Source organism: Chryseobacterium indologenes (assembly GCA_016025055.1).
Lineage (GTDB): Bacteria > Bacteroidota > Bacteroidia > Flavobacteriales > Weeksellaceae > Chryseobacterium > Chryseobacterium indologenes.
In genome coordinates, this window is the sequence record CP065590.1 from 477,466 (window position 1) to 498,851 (window position 21,386).

The 21,386-nt window shown below is 35.9% G+C and carries 22 protein-coding genes, 2 pseudogenes and 1 riboswitch; of the genes and pseudogenes, 18 read left to right on the forward strand and 6 right to left on the reverse strand.

What is annotated here, in order from left to right:
* Window positions 1–5: 5 nt before the first annotated feature.
* Window positions 6–644 carry a leucine-rich repeat domain-containing protein gene (locus H3Z85_02175; GenBank protein ID QPQ52330.1) on the reverse strand — a complete coding sequence of 213 codons (639 nt, stop codon included), beginning with the start codon at window positions 642–644 and terminating at the stop codon, window positions 6–8.
* A gap of 52 nt (window positions 645–696) precedes the next feature.
* Here H3Z85_02175 and H3Z85_02180 point away from each other — a divergent pair, with 52 nt between their 5' ends.
* The 11 genes and pseudogenes from H3Z85_02180 (at window position 697) to H3Z85_02230 (ending at window position 10,222) form a co-directional block, all read left to right on the forward strand.
* Window positions 697–1,680 (forward strand): gliding motility protein GldB, encoded by a 984-nt coding sequence (locus H3Z85_02180; GenBank protein QPQ52331.1) that lies wholly within the window; start codon window positions 697–699, stop codon window positions 1,678–1,680.
* Window positions 1,681–1,756: 76 nt separating this feature from the next.
* Window positions 1,757–2,659 (forward strand): ABC transporter ATP-binding protein, encoded by a 903-nt coding sequence (locus H3Z85_02185; protein QPQ52332.1) that lies wholly within the window; start codon window positions 1,757–1,759, stop codon window positions 2,657–2,659.
* Window positions 2,660–2,665: 6 nt separating this feature from the next.
* A complete protein-coding gene (locus H3Z85_02190; protein QPQ52333.1) occupies window positions 2,666–4,123 on the forward strand; it encodes an ABC transporter permease in 1,458 nt (485 codons plus the stop codon).
* A gap of 83 nt (window positions 4,124–4,206) precedes the next feature.
* Window positions 4,207–4,866, forward strand: a complete 660-nt coding sequence (locus H3Z85_02195) for a TlpA family protein disulfide reductase (protein QPQ52334.1) — start codon at window positions 4,207–4,209, stop codon at window positions 4,864–4,866.
* Window positions 4,867–4,890: 24 nt separating this feature from the next.
* Window positions 4,891–5,214, forward strand: coding sequence for a gliding motility protein GldC (gene gldC, locus H3Z85_02200; protein QPQ52335.1), 324 nt, complete (start codon window positions 4,891–4,893; stop codon window positions 5,212–5,214).
* 89 nt (window positions 5,215–5,303) lie between these two features.
* Window positions 5,304–6,443, forward strand: a complete 1,140-nt coding sequence (locus tag H3Z85_02205; protein ID QPQ52336.1) for a cystathionine gamma-synthase — start codon at window positions 5,304–5,306, stop codon at window positions 6,441–6,443.
* Between the two features lie 77 nt (window positions 6,444–6,520).
* Window positions 6,521–6,967 carry a GNAT family N-acetyltransferase gene (locus H3Z85_02210; protein QPQ52337.1) on the forward strand — a complete coding sequence of 149 codons (447 nt, stop codon included), beginning with the start codon at window positions 6,521–6,523 and terminating at the stop codon, window positions 6,965–6,967.
* Between the two features lie 39 nt (window positions 6,968–7,006).
* Window positions 7,007–7,519 carry a DinB family protein gene (locus H3Z85_02215; protein QPQ52338.1) on the forward strand — a complete coding sequence of 171 codons (513 nt, stop codon included), beginning with the start codon at window positions 7,007–7,009 and terminating at the stop codon, window positions 7,517–7,519.
* 246 nt (window positions 7,520–7,765) lie between these two features.
* Window positions 7,766–8,313: pseudogene (locus H3Z85_02220) on the forward strand (threonylcarbamoyl-AMP synthase).
* Window positions 8,314–8,421: 108 nt separating this feature from the next.
* Window positions 8,422–8,766: a nuclear transport factor 2 family protein gene (locus tag H3Z85_02225; GenBank protein QPQ52339.1), complete on the forward strand. Its 345-nt coding sequence runs from the start codon at window positions 8,422–8,424 to the stop codon at window positions 8,764–8,766.
* Between the two features lie 37 nt (window positions 8,767–8,803).
* Complete coding sequence (locus H3Z85_02230) at window positions 8,804–10,222, forward strand: HD domain-containing protein (protein ID QPQ52340.1); 1,419 nt, start codon at window positions 8,804–8,806, stop codon at window positions 10,220–10,222.
* Window positions 10,223–10,380: 158 nt separating this feature from the next.
* On the opposite strand, the gene H3Z85_02235 is transcribed toward H3Z85_02230, so the two are convergent.
* From H3Z85_02235 to H3Z85_02245, 3 genes and pseudogenes are all read right to left on the reverse strand, one after another.
* The gene (locus H3Z85_02235) at window positions 10,381–11,463 is read right to left on the reverse strand and encodes a hypothetical protein (protein QPQ52341.1); all 1,083 of its coding nucleotides are present in this window, start codon (window positions 11,461–11,463) and stop codon (window positions 10,381–10,383) included.
* A 16-nt stretch (window positions 11,464–11,479) separates the two neighbouring features.
* A complete protein-coding gene (locus H3Z85_02240; GenBank protein QPQ52342.1) occupies window positions 11,480–13,318 on the reverse strand; it encodes a TonB-dependent receptor in 1,839 nt (612 codons plus the stop codon).
* A 29-nt stretch (window positions 13,319–13,347) separates the two neighbouring features.
* A riboswitch (cobalamin riboswitch) is annotated at window positions 13,348–13,526 on the reverse strand.
* Window positions 13,527–13,635: 109 nt separating this feature from the next.
* Window positions 13,636–15,283 (reverse strand): annotated as a pseudogene (locus H3Z85_02245) (alkaline phosphatase family protein).
* A 53-nt stretch (window positions 15,284–15,336) separates the two neighbouring features.
* Here H3Z85_02245 and H3Z85_02250 point away from each other — a divergent pair.
* The 7 genes from H3Z85_02250 to H3Z85_02280 all read left to right on the forward strand — a co-directional run bounded on the left by H3Z85_02250 (window position 15,337) and on the right by H3Z85_02280 (window position 19,450).
* Complete coding sequence (locus H3Z85_02250; protein QPQ52343.1) at window positions 15,337–16,164, forward strand: hypothetical protein; 828 nt, start codon at window positions 15,337–15,339, stop codon at window positions 16,162–16,164.
* Between the two features lie 22 nt (window positions 16,165–16,186).
* Window positions 16,187–16,582, forward strand: a complete 396-nt coding sequence (locus H3Z85_02255) for a VOC family protein (protein ID QPQ52344.1) — start codon at window positions 16,187–16,189, stop codon at window positions 16,580–16,582.
* Window positions 16,583–16,597: 15 nt separating this feature from the next.
* Window positions 16,598–17,134 (forward strand): GNAT family N-acetyltransferase, encoded by a 537-nt coding sequence (locus tag H3Z85_02260; GenBank protein ID QPQ52345.1) that lies wholly within the window; start codon window positions 16,598–16,600, stop codon window positions 17,132–17,134.
* An 82-nt stretch (window positions 17,135–17,216) separates the two neighbouring features.
* Window positions 17,217–17,789 (forward strand): Crp/Fnr family transcriptional regulator, encoded by a 573-nt coding sequence (locus tag H3Z85_02265; GenBank protein QPQ53824.1) that lies wholly within the window; start codon window positions 17,217–17,219, stop codon window positions 17,787–17,789.
* A 31-nt stretch (window positions 17,790–17,820) separates the two neighbouring features.
* Window positions 17,821–17,994, forward strand: a complete 174-nt coding sequence (locus H3Z85_02270; GenBank protein QPQ52346.1) for a hypothetical protein — start codon at window positions 17,821–17,823, stop codon at window positions 17,992–17,994.
* Complete coding sequence (locus tag H3Z85_02275) at window positions 17,991–18,368, forward strand: putative glycolipid-binding domain-containing protein (protein ID QPQ52347.1); 378 nt, start codon at window positions 17,991–17,993, stop codon at window positions 18,366–18,368. Before H3Z85_02270 ends, H3Z85_02275 begins: the two co-directional genes overlap by 4 nt.
* A 395-nt stretch (window positions 18,369–18,763) precedes the next feature.
* Window positions 18,764–19,450 carry an alpha/beta fold hydrolase gene (locus tag H3Z85_02280; protein QPQ52348.1) on the forward strand — a complete coding sequence of 229 codons (687 nt, stop codon included), beginning with the start codon at window positions 18,764–18,766 and terminating at the stop codon, window positions 19,448–19,450.
* A gap of 331 nt (window positions 19,451–19,781) precedes the next feature.
* On the opposite strand, the gene H3Z85_02285 is transcribed toward H3Z85_02280, so the two are convergent.
* Both H3Z85_02285 and H3Z85_02290 read right to left on the reverse strand, forming a co-directional pair.
* Entirely contained in the window at window positions 19,782–20,708 is a 927-nt protein-coding gene (locus H3Z85_02285) for a malate dehydrogenase (protein ID QPQ52349.1), read from the reverse strand.
* Window positions 20,709–20,824: 116 nt separating this feature from the next.
* The gene (locus H3Z85_02290; GenBank protein QPQ52350.1) at window positions 20,825–21,376 is read right to left on the reverse strand and encodes a biliverdin-producing heme oxygenase; all 552 of its coding nucleotides are present in this window, start codon (window positions 21,374–21,376) and stop codon (window positions 20,825–20,827) included.
* Window positions 21,377–21,386 lie beyond the last annotated feature (10 nt).

Consider the following 21,386-nt stretch of genomic DNA (forward strand, 5'->3'; position numbering starts at 1 on the left):
ATTTTTTATTCCTTAGTTCCAAAAATTGTCACATCCGTTTTTGTGTCTTTTTTAATATCTGATTCTTTCATATTATTTCCTCCTACATTTATTGTTTGTAAGGCTGTATTGGCTGAGATATCTATTATCTGAATTTTATTATGTTCAATATTAAGCTTTTTCAGGTTTTTGAGTGTAGTAATATCAATAGTTTCTAACTGATTTAAAGATAATGTTAATTGTTCAACTTTTGGTGTTCCTTTCATTGAAATAGCCTGCATAAGATTATTATCTAAATATAATGATCCCAGGTTTTTTAAATTTTCTGCGGTGAATGAAGTGAGTCTGCATCCTGTACATGAAAACAATTCCAGTTTATCGAAATTCGCAATCCTTATATCAGGAATAGTATTATCATCGAGTACGGCCATTTTAACGTTTTTAAAATGCCGTAAATCATCAGCGGAAGTAATACCTTTCTGTACCAGAAATAAATTGGTTATCATTCCGGTTTCTACAGGTTCCATGATTCCATTTTTATTAAGGTCAAAATTTGCCAACACTGCTTTCTCAAAATTCTTGTCCTTAAACTCAAGCTTTTGACTATAAAAAAAGGAAGATCCGGCAATAAGGGCAAGGGTTGTAAATATTTTAATTTTCATCATGATATGTCCATTTAATCCTTACTTTTGTAAACTTAAATTCCTTGTAAAAATAATGAAGATTTTTAGATATATTGCGCTTTCTTCTGTTTTAATTCTGGGACTTGATTCCTGTAAAAAAGAGTCCGGAGATCAATGGAAAGTGGAAATAAAAGAACCTGTCGAAAAAATTAAAATCACGGATATTTCTAAAGAATTTTACAATCCGGGGATTCCGTTAGAACAATTTAAATCTAAGTTTCCATGGTTTCAGGGCACCGTTTCTGATGAAGATTTCGGAAAAAGAAGAACGGATGATGAAGAAATAAAAATCTATAAGGAAGCCATCGGAAAAATAGATCAGGCTAAATTACAAACAGAGCTTCAGGAGCTGTTTTCACATGTTAAATATTATTTTCCTCAGTTTAAGAGTCCGAAAGTTTATCTTTTTTCGTCTGCTTTACAGATGGTACAGGACCCGATCATTTATGACCGGAAAGGAAACTTCTTGTTTATAGACATTACAGGTTTCATGGGAGATGGTAATCCTCATTACAAAGGACTGGAGCTTTATTTTCAGAAATCTATGAATCCTCAGAATATTGTTCCGAAAGTGTCGCAGCTTTTTGCGGAAAACATCGTTACAGAATCTCCAGATCACCAGAAATTTATTGATCAGATCATTCTCAACGGTAAGGTGATGGTTTTACAGGATGCTTTCCTTCCTGACTTTCCGGATTATCTTAAAATAAATTATACCCAAAAGCAATATGATTGGGCTAAAGCCAATGAGGCCAACATCTGGAACTATTTCGTAGAAAGCAATTTGATTTTCGGAGATGACCCAAGATTGGGTGAGCGTTTTATTTCTCCGGGACCTTTTTCAAAGTTTTATACAGAAATTGATAATGAATCTTCCCCACAAATAGGGATTTTCACAGGATGGCAAATCTGCAAAGCCTACTTGAAAGAAAAACCTGAGACGAAATTAACTGATTTTCTGAAAATGGATGCGACCAGCATCTTTAACCAATCCGGATATAAACCTGTAACAAAGTAGAGAACATCACATACCTATAAAAGACCTTTTGTATTGCAAAGGGTCTTTTTTATTTTCAACACAAATCAACATGCACATGGAAAATTTAATTAGTATTCGGAATTTAAATTACGGATTTACGAGGGACAAGCTCATCCTGAAAAATATAGATCTTTCGGTTCCCAAAGGAAGTATTTTTGGTTTTCTGGGAGCTAACGGAGCGGGAAAATCCACAACTATGAAAATGCTGATCGGCAGTATTCCCGACGACCAAAATTCTATTCAGATTTTTGAAAAAGATTTATCAGATCTGTACCCGGAAGGCTTTCAGAAAATCGGTAGCCTGATTGATACAGCAGCATTCTACGACCATCTTTCCGGCTGGGATAACCTTGTCATTATTTCCAGACTTCGAAATTTACCCGGGTCTGAATGTGAAAGAGTTCTACATCTTGTGGGGCTTTGGGAAAGCAGAAAAATGAAAATGAAAAAGTATTCCCTGGGAATGAAGCAAAGGCTCTCTATTGCCATGACTCTCCTTGGGAAACCTGATCTGCTTATTCTTGATGAACCTGTAAACGGGCTGGATCCTAACGGAATGCTGGAGATGAGGGAATTACTCATCAAACTTAACAAAGAAGAAGGAGTTACTATTTTTATATCAAGCCATCTGCTTCAGGAAATTGAAAAAATGATCACTCATCTTGCTATTATTTCTCATGGTGAGATTCGCTTTACAGGAAGTATACAAGATCTTAACGAACTCTACAGATACAACCATATCCGAATTGGAATCATAAATGCAACTCGGTTTATTGATGAAGTTCCTGAGAATTATTCTCCTAAAATTATCAATGACCACACCATAGAAATCACTGCAGAGTCTAAAGAAAATATTGCAGCTCTTATCAAAAAGCTGGTTTTGGCTCAAGCCGAAATCTTTGAGGTAAAAAATAATGCGGGTCTTGAGGACTGGTTTATGGAAATAACAAAAAACTAAACACAGATGAAAAAATTATTAACCGCCATCGGTACAGAATGGCTAAAAACAAAAGGGTTGGGATTGACCTATATTGCCATTGTCCTTGGAACTCTAATCCCTTTTCTGAGCTTCGTTCCTGGGTTTTTCAAAAAAAGTCTCGTTATAGAAGGGACACTTAAGTATTCAATATTTGAAGATGCTATCGGTGGAGATGCCATCAAGTATTTTACATTTTTTATTGTACTGTTATTTGTCATTATTACAGCCAACAGAATAGCACAAACGGATCATAAAAATAACGGTTGGCAGCTGATGGAAACACAACCTGTGAGCAAATTTCAATTGTATCTGTCAAAATATATTATTCTCATATTCTTATGTTTTATATGTATTGTTTCTTATTTTGGATTCAATATTATTTTAGCCGTTGCAGATTATTATATACATCCTGATCCAGCCAAACTTATGACCTTTGATATCGTATGGATGATTAAGACCTTTATCAGAATTCTGATCACCATTTTAGGAATTGCTGCCCTTCAACTATGTGTTTCAATTGCTTTTCAAGGCTTTATCTGGTCATTTCTTATTGGCTCGCTGGGATTGGCTTCAAATATTACCTCCCTTGTACAAAAACAGGCCTACTTTTTTAATCCATATAGTTCTCTGTATACGTTTTGGAATGCCCCGGAAATAAAAAATCTCAACAGTTTTATTTCTCATTCTGAATACATGAGCCTTTTCTGGATGGTCATATTTCTTGTTCTTGGCTATTTCTGGTACAGTAAAAAAGGATTTAAAAATGCATTCCTTAAAAATAAAAAGCAGATTTTTATCTCCGCTGCTGCCTTAATTATTGGCTCCGGATTGCTTTATATTTTCCAAAAGCCCACATCATATCGCAGCGATGGTACCGGAGTTGTTATCAAAGGAAAGCTGGAAACTGATCTCAAAATAGATTCTGTACGAATTTATTCCAAAGATTTTCACAAGAAAATCGGTGCAGCCATTGTTAAAAATAACACATTCAGCTGGTTGACCACACAAGCACTCCCTCTTGATGAATATATCCTGGAAATCGGAAATAAAAAAATACATTTCATTATGGCCAGTGGTGATTGGTTTAATTTCGATATCAAGCTTAATACAACCCAGATTGTATCTTATGTACAATCAAACAGGAAAGCTGATCAGGTGTATAAAAACAGTGAAAATTCTTTTGGGTATGAATTTCAATATGCACTGGAGAAACAAAATTACAGTAATGATCCCACAAAATTTTATGATGTGGCAGAATCCGACTGGAAAGAAAACAAAAGAATTCTCAATATATTTGCTGACCCGGAAAATAACGCCCTTTCAGAGGACTATAAACAATACAGAAGACAACTCATGGCCATAGAGTATCTGAATGAGATTAATAATTACATAAAAATGACTTCTCTGACAGATACCAAGTTTGCACCACCCGCTCCTTTTTAAAAGAGCTTAATGAAAATATTCAGAAGCCGGGTAAACTTGTAAGCAAGAATGATAAATATCTGCAATATAAACTGGATCTGCTTTTGTCTGATAAAGAACAGGTTTCCAATCCGGATAGTATTCTTTTTGTGAAAATTGATCATATGCCAAAAGGACTTTCAAAAGATCAGCTGCTATCAAAACATTTAACAAAATCCATAGAACTACAAACGGACAGCATTGCAAGAAACAAACTTTTTAATGCTGAAATCGGTAAAGTAAGTAATATTGATTACAAAAAAGCTCTCTACTCAAAACTTGACGAAATCAATAGGTCTCAGAAGGGGTCTGTATTTCCGGATATTGCTCTTCTTAATGATAAAGGGATTACCCAAAAACTTTCAAAATATAAAGGCAAATATGTGATAATAGACTTCTGGGCAACCTGGTGTGGCCCGTGTAAACAGATTCGCCCTATATTTGAGTCGAGAAGTTACCAATACAGACATTATGATAATATTCAGTTTATTTCTATCAGTCTGGACGAAGAACAATCCAAATGGACAAATTATTTAAAAACAAAAACGTCTAACATACCACAGTTCTGGCTTATTAATGCAGAGCAGTTTATGAATAAATACAAAATACAGTCTATCCCAAGATTTATTATTGTTGATCCTGAAGGTAAAATTTTTAACTTTAATACACCATTTCCTGATGAAGATAATTTCGTAGAAATTTTAGATAAGCTCAAGAAGTATTAACTTTGCTGAAAATTTTAAATTGATATGAGAAAAACTCAGATTACGATAGATGTAGAGCTGGATGAAAACCACGTTCCTGAAAACATCACATGGAATGCTCAGGACGGTGGTATTGAAAAGGAAGAAACAAAAGCGACAATGATCTCTGTATGGGATGATAAAACAAAAGAAGCTTTACGAATCGATCTTTGGACAAAAGAAATGCCCGTGGATCAGATGAAGATGTTTATCCACCAGATCTTAATCTCTTTAGGAAACACTTACCAGAGAGCAACAGGTGAGGAAGATGTGGCACAGTGGATGGAAGAAATTGCAGAAGAGTTTGCGGTGAAATCAGCCATAAAATAAAAATATAAAAATGGATCAGTTTACTGATAAAACAATGCTGAAATATTGGTAAATTGGTACATTATTAGATTGGTAAATTATAAAATATTATGAATTTTAATACAAAAGTAATTCACGGAGGGCAGCATCATGAGTCTGCAACAGGTTCTGTAAATGTTCCTGTATTTCTAACCTCTACATTTGCACAAAAAAGTCCCGGAGTACATTCCGGATATGAATATTCAAGAGCTGCCAACCCTACAAGACAGGCATTGGAAGACTCTTTGGCAAGTATTGAAAACGGAGCGAGAGGTTTGGCTTTCGGTTCAGGTCTTGCAGCAATTGACTGTGTTCTGAAATTGTTGAATCCAGGTGATGAGGTAATTGCTGTGGATGACCTTTATGGTGGTACCTACAGAATGTTTACCAGACTTTTCGAAAAATATCAGTTGAAATTTACATTCGTGAATTTTGATGATGTTTCTAAAATTGCTGACGTTATTACTGACAAAACAAAACTGATCTGGGTGGAAACTCCAACCAATCCGTTGATGAAATTGGTAGATATCAAGGCAGTAGTAGACATTGCTAAAGGAAAGGATATTTTAGTTGCGGTAGACAACACTTTTGCCACGCCTTATATCCAGAGACCTATTGATCTGAGAGCTGATATCGTAATGCACTCTGCAACAAAATACCTCGGAGGTCACTCTGACGTTATTGCAGGAGCTCTTATTGCTAAAGATGCCGAATTAGGTGAAAAACTTCACTTTATTCAATTTGCAAGTGGTGGTATTTTAGGACCACACGATTCTTACCTTGTATTGAGAGGAATCAAAACATTGGCGTTAAGAATGCAGAGACATTCTGACAACGGTCTTGCGGTTGCAAAATATCTTGAAACCCATCCGGCCGTTGATAAAGTCATTTATCCGGGATTGGAATCTCACCCTCAGTATGAGCTGGCTAAATCTCAAATGAAGGAATCAGGAGGAATGGTGTCATTCACTTTCAAATCCGGAAAAAAAGAAGATGCCATCAAGTTTCTGGAAAAAGTAAGAGTATTCACACTTGCTGAATCTCTGGGAGGTGTGGAATCATTGGCCAATCATCCTGCATTGATGACCCACGCTTCTATTCCGGCAGAAAAACGTGCTGAACTGGGAATTACAGATGACCTTGTTCGTTTAAGCGTTGGAATTGAAGATGCAGAAGATCTTATTGCAGATTTAGAGAAAGCTTTTTCTTAAACAAAATAAAATAATGAGAAGGGATTTAATAAAAATATTCCTTCTCATTTTATTTTACACCAAAACACTATCTTATTATGAGAGATATACGAAAAGCAATCATTTCCGATTTGCCAAAACTTGCAGAACTCTTCGATCAGTATAGAATATTTTATCATAAAGACTCTGATATCCCTGCCGCTACTCATTTTCTTCAGGAAAGACTGGAAAACAAAGATTCTGAAATTTTCGTTGCCGAAGAAGATGGTATGTTAACTGGATTTGTACAGCTCTACCCTATTTTTTCTTCCACCAGAATGCAGCGATACTGGTTGCTTAATGATTTATATGTCAACGAAAAGCACCGTGGAAAAGGGTTTTCCAAAGCACTCATTGAAGAATCAAAAGACCTGTGTCGATCTTCCAAAGCCTGCGGAATTTTATTGGAAACAGGAAAAGGCAATGATATCGGAAATCAATTGTATCCGGCTTGCGGATTTGAACTTTATGATTCCGTGAATTTTTATGAATGGAGCAATTCATAGAAGCACATCAAAAATTACTAACTTATAACTCAAAACAATATGTCAGATTTTCAAAAATACGTTCAAAGATATTTAGATCAGATTCCGTCAGGAGATTGGTTGAAAGAATTAAAAATTTCCGGAGAAAAAACAATCGGAATCTATTCTAATCTCACAGAGGAACAATCCCGTTTCGCCTACGCTGAAGGAAAATGGACCCTGAAAGAACTTTTGCTTCATTTATCAGACTGTGAAAGAGTCTTTCAATACAGAATGCTCGCTTTTGCAAGAGGTGATAAAAATAATCTTCCTGGATTTGATGAAAATGAATATGCTGAAAAGTCATTCGCTCACGAAAGAACTTTAGAATCTTTAATTGAAGAATATACGCTGGTAAGAAAATCTACTCAGATTTTAGCTGAAACCCTAACTCCTTCCGCTTTACAAACGACAGGTATCGCCAACGGAAATGAAGTTTCCGTAGAAACAATCGGAAAATTGATCGTGGGCCACAATTATCATCACCTGAATATTATTGAGGAAAGATATTTATCTAAATTGGGATGGATGTAAATATAAATTTGTTAATGGGCCAAAGCCCATTTCTATTGACAATTTCCATATTTATCTTAATATAAAACAGACAAATCAAAATCAACAGGAACGGGCTTTAGCCCGTTTTTCAATAAATACATCTTCCATTGGCTTTAGCCAAAACTTAAAAAATAATTCAACATCCCGTTTCATTTACAGGTTAATTTTTTGTCTAAAAAACCTAGATTTTCTACCTTTATCGACTGATTTGAATTCAATACAATTATGGAACATATTATAGATGTTTTAAAATCCGGCGGAACTATTCTTTACCCTACCGATACGATTTGGGGAATCGGATGTGATGCCACCAATATAGAAGCTGTCAATAAAATTTTTGACATTAAAAAAGGGAAAAGAATAAGTCTATGATTATTCTGGTAGAGTCTGAAAAAAGGCTTCAGGATTTGGTAGATGTTCCTGAAATGGCCTGGGAAATCATTGACCTGAGCGAAAAGCCGGTAACTATCGTATATGAAAACCCACGAGGTCTTCCTAAGGAATTGCTTGCTGAGGATGGCAGTATAGGAATCAGATTGGTAAAAAATGATTTTTGTAAAAAATTAATTACAAAACTGAATAAACCTTTGGTATCTACCTCAGCCAATTTCAGCGGTGATAAAAGTCCTTTGAAATTTTCGGATATTTCTCCGGAAATGATCAAGCTTGTCGATTATGCAGTGGAAGAAGACAGAGATAAAGTTTCAAAATATTCAGGATCTTCGGTGATTAAAATATGGGCTGATAACAGAATAAAAGTCCTCAGGGAGTAATAAATTTTGTCTTACCTGATTTATTTTTGGAGTCTTGCCTGTACATATCGGCAGGATTTCTTTTTTTAGTTTTATCTTTGCAAAACTTCACCTCATAAAATACATGCTATGAATCATCAAAAATTTGCTCAGATGTGGGTAGATACCTGGAATTCTCATGATTTGGACGATATTCTTTCTCATTATTCCGAAGAAATCGAAATCACAACCCCGATGATAGCAATGGCTACCGGTGGTAAAGAAAGTTCATTACACGGAAAAGAGGCTGTTCGTGAGTATTGGAGGAAGGCATTGGAAAAATTTCCTGGTCTTCACTTTGAATTGATTCACTCAACTGCCGGAGTTGATTCAGTAGCATTATTTTATAAGTCTATTATGGATAAACATGCTGTTGAGGTCATGTTTTTTGATGAAGAGGGAAAAATTAGTAAAATGTATGCCCATTATGATTAGTGAGCAACATTGGTAGAAACTGACACTATTATAAACGATGAAAATTAATCTTGCTCAAAATAAAAATTTAAAACTTTTTAAAATCATTTCTGAAGCTGCAGAAAGAAATAATCAGTCTGTATATATTGTAGGCGGTTATGTGAGGGATCTTCTGATGAAGAGAAAGGCTTCTACTGATATAGATTTTGTGACGGAACAAAGTGGTATTGAGCTCGCTCAAAATGTAGCTAAGGATATTGATCCTAAACTGAAGGTATCTGTGTTCAAGACCTATGGAACGGCAATGATCAAATATAAAGATCTTGAGCTGGAATTCGTAGGGGCAAGGAAAGAAAGTTACACTGAAAACAGCAGAAAACCGGAAGTGGAAGGTGGAACGCTGGAAGACGACCAGAAAAGAAGAGACTTCACCATTAATGCAATGGCCATTTCTTTAAATAAGGATAATTTCGGTGAACTGATCGATCCGTTCAATGGTATTGAAGATCTCGAAAAAGAAATCTTAAGAACACCTTTAGAACCGGCCCAAACCTATTCTGACGATCCCTTGAGAATGATGAGAGCAGTACGTTTTGCATCTACACTGAACTTCACAATTGAAGAAAAGTCTTTAGAGGCAATCAAACAGGAAGCAGAAAGAATCAAGATTGTTTCTATGGAAAGAATCATGGTAGAATTCAATAAAATCATGCTTTCGGAAAAACCTTCTGTAGGATTAAAACTCATGGAACAAACAGGTCTTTTAAAGCTGATTATTCCTGAACTGATAGAGCTGAAAGGTGTGGAAGAAGTGGAAGGACAAACTCACAAAGATAACTTTTACCATACCCTGGAAGTTGTAGATAATATATCTGAAAATACAGATAATCTTTGGCTTCGCTGGTCTGCGTTACTGCATGACATCGGAAAAGCTCCTACCAAAAAGTTTGTTGAAGGGACAGGCTGGACATTCCACGGACATGAATTTTTAGGTTCAAAAATGACAAAAACACTTTTTCAGAGATTAAAATTACCGTTGGGAAGTGATATGAAATATGTACAGAAAATGGTAAAGCTTTCATCCAGACCTATTGCTTTGATTACTGATGATGCTTCAGACTCTGCATTGAGAAGACTTTTGTTTGATGCCGGAGAAAATCTTGAAGACCTGTTTACACTCTGCAAGGCAGATATTACTACAAAAAATTCAAAAAAACAGGAGAAATTCAAAAGAAACTTTGAATATGTAGCAGTCAAGATTAAAGAAGTGGAAGAAAAGGATCAGGTGAGAAACTTCCAGCCCCCTATTACCGGTGAAGAAATTATGGAAATGTTTAAATTACAACCGGGTCGTGAGATTGGTATTCTTAAGGAAAAAGTAAAAGAAGCTATTCTGGAAGGCGAAATTCCTAATGAAAAAGAGGAGGCAACAAAATTTGTAATTGCTGAAGCTGAGAAACTGGGATTAACATTATAAGAAAATTGATATCAAAAAGGCTGCGGCGGGACTTTGTCCCGCCGCAGCCTTTTTTGATCTGTATAAAACAAAGCCGGCCGGTTTCGAAGAAACCGGCCGGAAAAAACACAAATGATGAAAAAATAAAAATTTATATAATATACGCCGAAGCGCAATTTTTAGTTTTTATAGAAACCGTTGGTACCAATTCCGGCTATAAAGTTTTTCAATAAATTACCCCCAGCGGTATCATATACATACACTTTACTGTCGCTTGTAAAGCTAGCATCTGAAGCATAAAGTTTACCATCAATTACATCAAATCCGTACACATTTCCAAATAATGATAAAAGAGGTACTGTCGGAACAACAGTTGAACCAATGTTCATTTTAAATACCTCTTTACTACTGGTAAAAAGATAAAATTTATCATCATCAGCTCTAAGCTTTTGCCCCTGAGGAATTCCTGTAATAGTTGTTGTTGTATAGGTTCCTGCTGACGAGTTGATCTTATAAATATAAGAATTTGTATTATCAGAAGCTAACACATATGCCGCACCTTTATAAGAAATAAGATCTCTGATAATCCCTACATTAGGAAGGACAATAGGCTGTTCTGCAGTATTGGTAGATGGTTTTACTACCGTTATGGTATATCCGGTTGCGAATGAAGTAGCAGGTGTTGTACTAAAATCATATCCTACACCGTCCGTTTGTACTATAATATTTCCTTCAGCTTCTACAATTTTTTCTGCATAGCGAGGAAAATTAATGCTGGATACATAAGCATTATCCGAAACATTATATACATTCACTTTTCTTACGTTAGGAACTGTAGTAAAATTATTGTTCGTAACATAATATTTACCTCCTGAAAAAGCAATATACCTTGCATTATCAAGATTAGCAGTAACTGTTGTTATTTTTTTAAAATTAGTTCGATTAACAATATCAATCTTATTAGGAATATTAGAAACCAAATAAGCACGATCTCCATTTAAACCTATACTTTGGAGCACTTTTCCGAGCTCTTCCTTATTGGTGTTGGTATAGATATTATTATATCCGAAAGCTAATGTATTGCTTAAAAAAGAAACATCTGCTGTAGGCGTTGTGAAGCCTCCTTCATTAGCAATAAGAATGCCTTTTTCATAACTTGTAGGAAGATTGGTATCCGTTCCTAAATCGATATCGTTACTACAAGAAACACTAAAAAGTAGTGCTGATAATAACGCAAGAGGTAAAATTTTTCTGATATTCATATGCAATTAATTTATTTTAAAAGTTAATGTTTAAATTTATACTATAATTTCTTCCAGGCAATGGATAATACCGCATAGTATAATATGTTTTATTAAAAATATTATTTATTTTTAAACCTAAGTTATAATTTTTAAAAAATGTTGCTCTAAGTCCCGCATTCATTATAAAATACGATTCTAAAGCCTGATCTTTAATTTCATTGGAATCTGTATAAGTAAGTCCGTTAAACATTCCCTGTACATACACTTTTATAAAATCATACTGATAATCGATACCACCTACAAATTTATGTAGAGGTACGTACATCAGTTGTTTCTGAATTTCAAGATCAGTAGATTTTGTATAGGAATATCCCAGATTCGTTTTCAAAACGTGTTTTCCAAACTTTTTCTCATATTCAAACTGAGCTTCGACTCCATAAGATTCTACTTTATTGGTATTTGAAGCTGCGTAGTACCCTGCAGAAGTAGGAAGCCATCTGATCATATCCCTGATATCCATATAATAAGGGGTAACAGATAGCGTAATCCCTTTGACCTTAAATTGATTTCTTAATTCCAGCTGGTAAGAAGTTTCAGGTTGTAAATCTTTATTCCCTCCCGGCTGCCAATATAAATCATTAAATGTCGGAGCTTTGAAATTCCTCGAAACACTTAATCCTACATGGTACCATGGTGTGGCATTCCATTTTCCTGAGAAGGAAAACAGAAACAGTGAACTAATTTCCTCGACAAAATCTTTTCTTATTCCAGCTTCAAAGTGTACATCTTTCGCCGCAAAATAACGTATTAACCCAGCTACATATCCTGCATTTCTACTTACATTCCCCAGCATTGAAGTTCCTTCTCCGCTTCCTTTATTCAACTGGTATTCTCCGATAATATTAAAGTTCCATTTTGAACTAAGAAAATAATTGAAATCGTTTTTCAGGATATAGTTTTTTCCTGCCCCTCCACTTGTTTCCGGGCCTTCAATATTAGCATAATATTGAAAATTTTCTTCCGTATATGCAGCCCTGAATGAATTGGTAAATCGTGTCGTGTTCCAATCCCAGGAAACTAAACTTCTCACATTTTGGGTTCCGTACTTGGTACCTTTTTCAGTATCAAAGAAAACCGGATAATGCTGCATGCCGTTAAAAAACTCCGTAATCCAGGATATCTGGTGATGAGGAGCTAATTTATAAGCAGCTGATATATTAAAATTGGTATTATAGTATTTTCCGTTGTTATTGGTATATTTCCTTCCGTCTTTTACATCTACCTGATAATCATTCTCACTTACAGAATGACTTCCGGAAGCCTGAAAGCTTAGTTTTTCATTGCTGTAAGAACCTTTAACCAGATTATTAAATGTATTAAAAGAAGCTCCTTCAGAAAATAAAGAACCGTGAAATCCTTTATTAAAATCTAGATTATTATTAAGGTGAATACTTCCGCCAATAGCACCGGAGCCATATATGACACTTCCTCCGCCAGCCTTTATTCCTATCTGATCATATCCCAATAAAGCGATATTATTAATGTCGCCCTGCCCTAAAAAAGCAGAATTAATATTAATCCCATTCCACACAAAAGCGGTCTGCTGCGCAGTCGTTCCTCTGAAAGAAGGTGAAGAAACAGCCCCACGGCCATTTTCTTTGATATAAACAGGAGACTGGAATCTCAACAGCTCTGAGAGATTGGTTGAATTTTTTTCAGCGTCTTCGGTATTGATAATCTTTACAGGATGAAAAAGCCTGACTTTATTGATCTGACTGTCGAAGACATAAATTGTATCAATAGCTTTCTCTTGTGCAAAAAGAAAACAACCATAAGACGAAAAAAGCAGTACTAAAGATCTTTTTATACTCATACTCTTTTACTTTTCCTCCGAAAGCAATATGTTTGGGTTATAAAACTGGCAGGTCTCCTGACTTTCGCTTTCTGTACCTTCCCGTTTTTACACAGTGGCTATTTACAGAAATTTTTATTGCGATTTACAGTTGCGGGGACAGTCCGGGAGTTACACCCGATTCCCTTTTCATTCCAATATGCTGGAAACCAATTTTTTTGCAAAGATAGCTTTTTAAATGTATTGGGCAAAAGGAAGAATTCCTGAATAATTACCCCTGAAAAAAGGCTGCCTTCACATAATGAAGGCAGCCTTTATAAAATAAACATCTTTTTAATTTATTTACCGATAACCTCTGTAATCGGGTTTCCGACATTCCCACTTGGAAACTGGATCTTTAACAGAGAAGAAACAGTAGGGGCAATATCTGTCATATGATAAGCCTTGTTACTTTCTCCGTGTTGTACTCCCCATCCCATAAAGATCAAAGGAATATGAGAGTCGTAAGAATTCCATACACTGTGTGTCGTTCCTGTTTTTGAATATGGAGGCAGCATAGAGTCGTGTGAAATCAATTGAATATCACCACTCCTTTGTCTGTTGATTCCATTGATAATCCTTTGTTTGATTGGCTCCGGAATACTTGATTCCTGCACTTTATCTACAGAAACAGCGTATAAAACGGTAGGATCTTTTTCCAATTCTTTTACGGCAAAGTTTCTTACGTCATCCAATTCAAGTTTATTGTCTGCCAATACTTTTCTGTCAAAATAAATCTGATAGTTATCAATAGCATTGATCAGTTTATCAGCTCCGAATTTATCTTTTAACTTTTGGTTAATATTTTTTTCAGCTCCTTCTCCAAAGAAACCGGTCGGGATTTTATGCTCTTTAAGGAAACCTACAGAATGTGCTCCTCCGTGGTCGGCAGAAAGGAAAACAGTATACTCCCCTTTTCCAACTTTTGAATCCAGATATTTGAAGAATTCTGCCAGATCCTGATCAAGTCTGATATAAACGTCCTCTACTTCAATAGAATTCGGACCGAATTTATGTCCGGCATAATCTGTAGAAGCTAAGTTAATTGCTAAAAAGTCAGTAATGTTGTCACCTCCCAATTTTTCACCTTCTACTGACGCTTCAGCCAATTTCAGGGTCAATGTATTTCCAAATGGTGTATAACGGATGTTGTCTTTTTTGGTCTGATAATCCTGCGGCAAATTGCTGTAAGGGAAAGTTGGTGTTTTGGCACTTCCTAACAATCCTTCCCAAGGAGAATTATCGGGAGCACTTTCTGTATATTGATTAATTGGAAGCAAAGTATTCCATCCGTTTGCCACTAATTTTTCAGGTAAATTCTGTGAGTTGAATGATTTTACCCATTGAGGCAGATCATTCATATACCACGTACTGGTAATAAAGTTTCCGGTACTGTCATCAAACCAAAAGGCGCCGTTGGGCGTGTGTCCTGCTGGAAGGATAGAAGCACGGTCTTTTAAAGAAACTCCGATTACTTTTCCCTGGAAATTGGTTGCCAGCCTCAATTCATCAGTTACAGTGGTAGACCAAAGATTTTTTTGGAGAGTGGCTTCCTGTTTTGGTATTGGTTGTTCCTACAGGCTGAACGGCTTCATCTGCTGTACAATATACTCCTTTACCTGTTTCTTTATCTGTCCAGTCGTTTCCTGCAATTCCATGGATCGCAGGTACTGATCCCGTATAAATACATGTATGTCCCAAAGCTGTAATCGTAGGAACATAAGGAATGTGCACGTTATTCAGAGAATATCCGGTATTCAGTAGTCTTTTAAAACCGTCATTTCCATATTTACCATAAAAACGGTATAAATAGTCCCAACGCATCTGATCTACTACCAGACCTACGACCAGTTTTGGCCTTTCCAATTGAGTGTTTTTGTTCTTCTGTGCATTGATTGTAACTACGGACAAGAAAGTAGCTGCCGCAATTGAAATGTTCCTAAGCATCCAAGTAAAATTTTTATTGGTCACAAATTTAAGGGTTTTGAAAGTTTTGGAGTATGAAATTTTATTTAATTTTGATATTTTACAATGTATCAAGCGATTTTACTATGATTTTAGGAGTATACTGGTATTTTAAATTTCCTGAAAATTTATATCATTTCAAATTTTTCAAATTTTTTGAAGGAATTGGAGGACATGCTGATAATGCAGCAGAACTGATCACCAGAATTAAGGTCAATAATCCCAAGGACTTTATCCTAAAACTGGAAACTCTTAAAACAGAATACAAACAAGCATTTCTGCATTTGAGTAGTGACGATAATCAGCTGGTTATTACATTAGGAGGTTATCATCTGTTTGATTACTGCTTTCAGTTTGCTCTGGAAATCGAAGAATTGCTTATTCTCGAGCATGCAATATCAATAGATTTCAGTACTCCTTTTACAGCAAAGGCCAGTAAAATCTATCATGCCGAAACTACATTCACAAATATTAAATACAATTTTATCCAGATTGTAGGCTCAGACTTTAAAAAAGACAATGCAGAAGTACTTTCCGTCAGGATTGACTGTAATCTTCCTTTATCATCAAAGAGAGATATGCTTCATGCTCTGACGTCTATTTGTAAAGAAGAAAATATCAGTGTTTTTTATTACAATACGTATGAATTTAAAGATCAGTGTAATCTGATGTTATTTTTCACCAATGGCAGACAGTATAAAGATCGTATTCAGCACGTTGATGTCAATTCACTGGGAAGCAAAGTAAGAAATCTTTCCCAGAAATTTCAGCTTCAGTTTGGCCATTTTGGCGGGATGCCCTATTATCCCCGTAACGGACCTCATGTTGAACTGATGCAGGATGAAAATTATATTTTAAATTAACAATAATTAATATTCAAAACCCATGGCTAAGATTCAATTCAAATATGTAATCCTGTATGTAGAAGATGTAGAACAATCTATGAATTTCTATAAAAATACTTTTGAAGCCGAAATAAAATTCATCACCCCTGAAAAAGACTATGGAGAGCTGTCAACCGGAGAGACGAGTCTTTCTTTCGCTTCCGTTGATCTGGCTTCATCCAATGTGAAACAAGGTTTTTTATCCTCTAAAGCAGAAACAAAACCCTTTGGAATAGAATTAGGGTTCACAACTGATCATGTAGAAGAATTGGTGGAAAAAGCAATTAAAAACGGAGCTGTTTTATATGAAAATATCGCTGTAAAACCTTGGGGTCAAAAAACAGCTTATATTAAAGATCCCAACAATTATCTTATAGAAATCTGTACTTCTATATAATACATTCAATACTTTATGGAAATAAAAAGACTTCTGAAACTGATCTCCGACCCAAGTATAAACTGGGGCCACAACGGCTATACTACTGAAAAGATCTACACCGTTTCTTCTATCGAATTCTCCGGCTCTTTTGAATTTGTAGTTAAAGAAAAACCTTTATCTTATTCCAAATTATGGGAAACCAGCGACGAAGATTTCAAGGATCTGAATAAGATTATTGAAAAAGGACAGTCTTTTGCGGCCTACATTGATGATGAAATTATTGGCTGGATAATCTGTGAACAAAGAGCCTGGAACAACAGCTTTTATATCGAGAATATTCTGGTTGATCAAAAATACAGAAGACACGGAGCCGGCATCATGTTGATAAAAAGCGCAATCAGGGAGGCCAGACGCCTTAACTCCCGGATCATTGAGCTTGAAACCCAGAATACCAACTATCCCGCCATACAATTTTACAGAAGAATGGGTTTTAATATTACCGGGCTCAATACCAGATTATACGAAAACTCAGATGAGATCGCATTGTTTATGAGCCTGGATGTGGAGTAAAGTTTTAATATGATCATAATATCAACTGTTTTTTAAATTAAAACACCAAAAAGTGTCTTTAGTAATCATTCATTATTCAATTATGGAAAATCTCCTTACGTACATCCGCTCTCTTACAAAATTTTCCGACGAAAGCTGGTATTTACTCCAGCCTGCTCTTTCTAAAAGAACATACAAAAAAAATGAAATGATGCTTAAGGAGGGTGAGATTTGTTCTTCCTTATTTTACATCGATCGCGGGTTTTGCAAGAGTTATTATGAAGTAAACGGCGTTTCTAAAAATACCGGTTTTTTCTTTGAGAATGAAATAGCAACCAATATCACCAGCTTTGGAAGCGGACAAAGGTCTGAGTTTAATATGATAGCTTGTGAGCCTTTACAAGCCATTGTTTTTGATAAAGAAAAGCTGTTTGAAGCAGCAGGTCAATCTCCTGAAATAGAAGCGTCAGGGCGTCATTGCATCCGCACATTCGCTTCGAAACAGGAAGAATTTTCCAATCTTTTTAAACTATACACCGCACAGGAAAGGTTGGAATATCTGGAAAAAAATTATCCGGAGATGATACAGCGCGTATCACTTTCTCAACTTGCCTCTTTCCTGGGAGTGGCAAGAGAAACACTAAGCAGGATAAGGAAACGACGGATTTCTAACTAAGTGAGCCTAACTACACATTAAAATTACAAAAATGAAAACATTAATATGGAAAGGGATCGCCTATGAATCCCTGGAATATTTTACTCTCAGAAAGCGTGAGGATTATACGGTAGAATCTACAATTATAGGTTGCTATCAGGATTATCTATATACGGTAAACTATAAACTCGCTATTGATAAAGACTGGAAAATCTTAAAATCATGATTGAATCTGAAATCAACACCATAAAAAATAAGATAACCGGCAGAAAGCTCCATGATGAATGGGAAATCAATACCGTAATTGATCCAGATTTTAAAGATTTCACATTTATTGATATTTCATTAACCCCTTTTACAAATACATTACCAGTAAATAACCTCCAGTTACAGGAAAATACTTCCCGGGTAATCGACGTAATTTATATTGATGTTTTAAACAATAACATCAGACCTGTACAGCAACAATACACCCGGAAAAATGGCAACAACTATCTTTATGAAAATCTCGAAAACGATTTTAAAGCCAATGTTCTGTTTGACGAAGAAGGATTGGTAACTGAATATCACCAACTGTTTAAAAAAATTGCCGGGTTATAGCGGAAAACAACAACACATCAATCTACTGCCGGATGTGTATCCGTTTTTACTATAGGTGTTAATTAAATATGACTGTTGATAAAATCAGGGCATCTGCTTTTGCCTTTAAACCCCAAAATAAACAAGAGCTCTCTGATAAATTAAAAGAACTACAAGAAAATAGTATCTTTTTTACGATGCACTGCTTTTTCACAGTATAATTAACACCTGTCACTTTCAGAAGCTCGAAAACAAATATTTGATTTTGAAGCCTGGACCGAAGAAGAAAAACAGAGATCAGATACTATCAGAATCTTATGTTGAGCGAACTTATGGATAGCGCAGATGAAAACTGCTTCCCTGAAAAAGATCAGATAAAAAGTAATAAACAATCACTTACAACTGTTATATAGGATATGAAAGCCTATATATTTATTTTTTTATTCGGTTCTCTGATGGTCATTTCAGCGCAGAGCAAGGAAGACGGAGCTTTTTTTGAAACTTCCGACCATGTCAAAATAAAATATAAGATCTCCGGAAAAGGAGAAGCGTGCATCTATGTTCCCGGTGGTCCAGGGCAAGGCTATCCATCTTTTGAACTGATGGGAGGCAGCAGCCTGGAAAAAGAACTGAAAATGGTTTATATGGATCAACGCGGATCCGGAAAATCCGGAACCTCAGTAAACTATCATCTTGAAAAAATGGTTCAGGACATTGAAGAACTCAGGCAACATCTTCAATTAAATAAAGTTTTTCTATTAGCCCATTCTTTCGGAGGAATCATCGCCGTCAATTATGCAAAAAAGTATCCCCAGTATATCAAAGGGCTTATCCTTGCTAATGTCACACTGCATTTCCTTAATCACGAATCCGTAAAAGAACAGATTGAATATGGAAACAGTCTTCTGCAACAAAAAAGCAGGGTTATCCCACAAGACAGCCTTTCCACCGAGCTTTCCAAAATAAGTGCCGCATTAAGAAAGAAAAGAATCGGTTACAAATTTCTTACCGATGATATTGAAACGATCAAGCAATCGGATAAAATTGACTCCCTGCATCCCCGGATTATCGACTTTGGGATGGCGGTGATCTCCCCAACCTAAAGATTTCCCTGAATATTATGCTGATTATACACCTATGACCAGCGACATCAGGGTTCCGGTCCTGATAATTACAGGAAAAAAGATAAAGCTGTCGGTACCCAGCATTATAAGACCTTTCGGTTTCCTCATCAGAAAGTGATCGCTATAGATGGCGGACATCTTTTGTATTATGAAAAGAATAAGAAATTTGTGAACGCCATTATGAGTTTTGTACGCGGAATACAATAGAAAATAACTACTTATAATAGTTTCGGCGCGGCCTTTGGCCGCGCCGAAACTAAAAAACCGCGCCCAAAGGGCGCGGTTTTCATTTATATAAAAATCCAATACATTAGAATTTCAGATCTCCATTCACTTCTCTTACTGCATTGGCAGCTTCAGAGAATTTCAATTGCTCTTCAGCCGTTAAAGTAACGTTCACGATTTTCTCTACTCCGTTTGCTCCGATGATCGCTGGAACTCCTAAGCAGATATCGTTTTGACCGTATTCTCCTTCAAGCATTAAAGAACAAGGAATCATCTTTTTCTGGTCGCATGCAATTGCCTGAACCATTACAGAAACAGCGGCACCCGGTGCATACCATGCAGAAGTTCCTAATAATTTAGTAAGTGTTGCTCCACCTACTTTTGTTTCTTCGATTACATATTTTTGTTGCGCATCGTCTAAGAATTCAGTTACAGGAACTCCGTTTCTTGTCGCTTTGCTTAATAATGGAAGCATACCTGTATCACTGTGTGCTGCGATTACCATTCCGTCAACATCAGAAATCGGAGATTCCAATGCTTCAGCCAATCTGTATTTAAACCTTGCAGAGTCTAACGCACCACCCATTCCGATGATTTTGTGCTTAGGAAGACCTGAAGTTTTATGAACAAGATAAGCCATTGTATCCATTGGATTAGAAACCACGATGATGATTACTTCCGGAGAATGTTTTACTAAGTTTTCAGTAACTTCTTTCACGATACCTGCATTGATACCGATCAGCTCTTCTCTTGTCATTCCTGGTTTTCTTGGAATACCTGAAGTGATTACTGCCACATGAGAACCTGCAGTTTTGCTGTAATCTCCTGTTGTTCCGGTAATTTTTGTATCGAATCCGTTAAGAGACGCAGTTTGCATCAAATCCATTGCTTTACCTTCAGCAAAACCTTCTTTGATATCTACCAAAACTACTTCTGAACAGAAGTTCTTCATTGCGATGTATTCTGCACAGCTTGCTCCTACAGCGCCTGCTCCTACTACAGTTACTTTCATATTGTTACTTTTTAAATTATTATTTGTTAGTTAAGTTTTATTTTGAAACTCCCCAAATTTAACAATTCCTGAAAAAATGCGCAATTTTTCAGAAATTTAATTAGAATTAAAATAAATTAGTTAACGTTTAGCAAAAACGTATAAAGTTTTTTCGCACCTGAAAGCACTTGAGGATAGTTTTCTTCTGCCACTTCAGTATCCAGTACTTCCTTAAAATTCTTCCACATCGGACCTGTATTCTCCTGGTAGCAACCGAAAAAATTAAAACTTACCTCATCAAAACCTTCCGTTTTTGACAGCTGCTTGGCAATGACGTTTCCACCGAGTGTAGAACCTTCGATGACATACATTGCTCCTAAAGCTTCATGCTCATTTTCAAACTCAAGAGGATGAGATGCTGTTTGGTTTTTCAGGGAAAGGCTTTCAAGATCCTTTTCAATGAGAGAAAGTTTCTTTCTGTTATCCAGCTGAAGTTTTTCAGCATATTTGTCCGAAAGGCTGGTAAATATTTTATCTTCACTGTGAAGAAGCATCAGATAATTGGTATGGATAATTTTTTTGTAGTCTTCCAGTGTGAAGGTTTTATTAAAAATCTTTTCAGAATTAAAAAGCTTTTCTGCTGCATCGTGATAGCCTGCTGTATTTTGTTTAAGATATTCTGATACCATAATAACGTTT

Coding starts and splice junctions, on each gene's coding strand:
- H3Z85_02190 (QPQ52333.1), top strand. CDS start 2,666: ATGAAAAAATTATTAACCGCCATCGGTACAGAATGGCTAAAAACAAAA.
- H3Z85_02270 (QPQ52346.1), top strand. CDS start 17,821: ATGAAAACATTAATATGGAAAGGGATCGCCTATGAATCCCTGGAATAT.
- H3Z85_02285 (QPQ52349.1), bottom strand. CDS start 20,708: ATGAAAGTAACTGTAGTAGGAGCAGGCGCTGTAGGAGCAAGCTGTGCA.
- H3Z85_02280 (QPQ52348.1), top strand. CDS start 18,764: ATGAAAGCCTATATATTTATTTTTTTATTCGGTTCTCTGATGGTCATT.
- H3Z85_02180 (QPQ52331.1), top strand. CDS start 697: ATGAAGATTTTTAGATATATTGCGCTTTCTTCTGTTTTAATTCTGGGA.
- H3Z85_02215 (QPQ52338.1), top strand. CDS start 7,007: ATGTCAGATTTTCAAAAATACGTTCAAAGATATTTAGATCAGATTCCG.
- H3Z85_02230 (QPQ52340.1), top strand. CDS start 8,804: ATGAAAATTAATCTTGCTCAAAATAAAAATTTAAAACTTTTTAAAATC.
- H3Z85_02265 (QPQ53824.1), top strand. CDS start 17,217: ATGGAAAATCTCCTTACGTACATCCGCTCTCTTACAAAATTTTCCGAC.
- H3Z85_02275 (QPQ52347.1), top strand. CDS start 17,991: ATGATTGAATCTGAAATCAACACCATAAAAAATAAGATAACCGGCAGA.
- H3Z85_02205 (QPQ52336.1), top strand. CDS start 5,304: ATGAATTTTAATACAAAAGTAATTCACGGAGGGCAGCATCATGAGTCT.
- H3Z85_02290 (QPQ52350.1), bottom strand. CDS start 21,376: ATGGTATCAGAATATCTTAAACAAAATACAGCAGGCTATCACGATGCA.
- H3Z85_02240 (QPQ52342.1), bottom strand. CDS start 13,318: ATGAGTATAAAAAGATCTTTAGTACTGCTTTTTTCGTCTTATGGTTGT.
- H3Z85_02250 (QPQ52343.1), top strand. CDS start 15,337: ATGAAATTTTATTTAATTTTGATATTTTACAATGTATCAAGCGATTTT.
- H3Z85_02175 (QPQ52330.1), bottom strand. CDS start 644: ATGATGAAAATTAAAATATTTACAACCCTTGCCCTTATTGCCGGATCT.
- H3Z85_02225 (QPQ52339.1), top strand. CDS start 8,422: ATGAATCATCAAAAATTTGCTCAGATGTGGGTAGATACCTGGAATTCT.
- H3Z85_02255 (QPQ52344.1), top strand. CDS start 16,187: ATGGCTAAGATTCAATTCAAATATGTAATCCTGTATGTAGAAGATGTA.
- H3Z85_02235 (QPQ52341.1), bottom strand. CDS start 11,463: ATGAATATCAGAAAAATTTTACCTCTTGCGTTATTATCAGCACTACTT.
- H3Z85_02185 (QPQ52332.1), top strand. CDS start 1,757: ATGGAAAATTTAATTAGTATTCGGAATTTAAATTACGGATTTACGAGG.
- H3Z85_02210 (QPQ52337.1), top strand. CDS start 6,521: ATGAGAGATATACGAAAAGCAATCATTTCCGATTTGCCAAAACTTGCA.
- gldC (QPQ52335.1), top strand. CDS start 4,891: ATGAGAAAAACTCAGATTACGATAGATGTAGAGCTGGATGAAAACCAC.
- H3Z85_02260 (QPQ52345.1), top strand. CDS start 16,598: ATGGAAATAAAAAGACTTCTGAAACTGATCTCCGACCCAAGTATAAAC.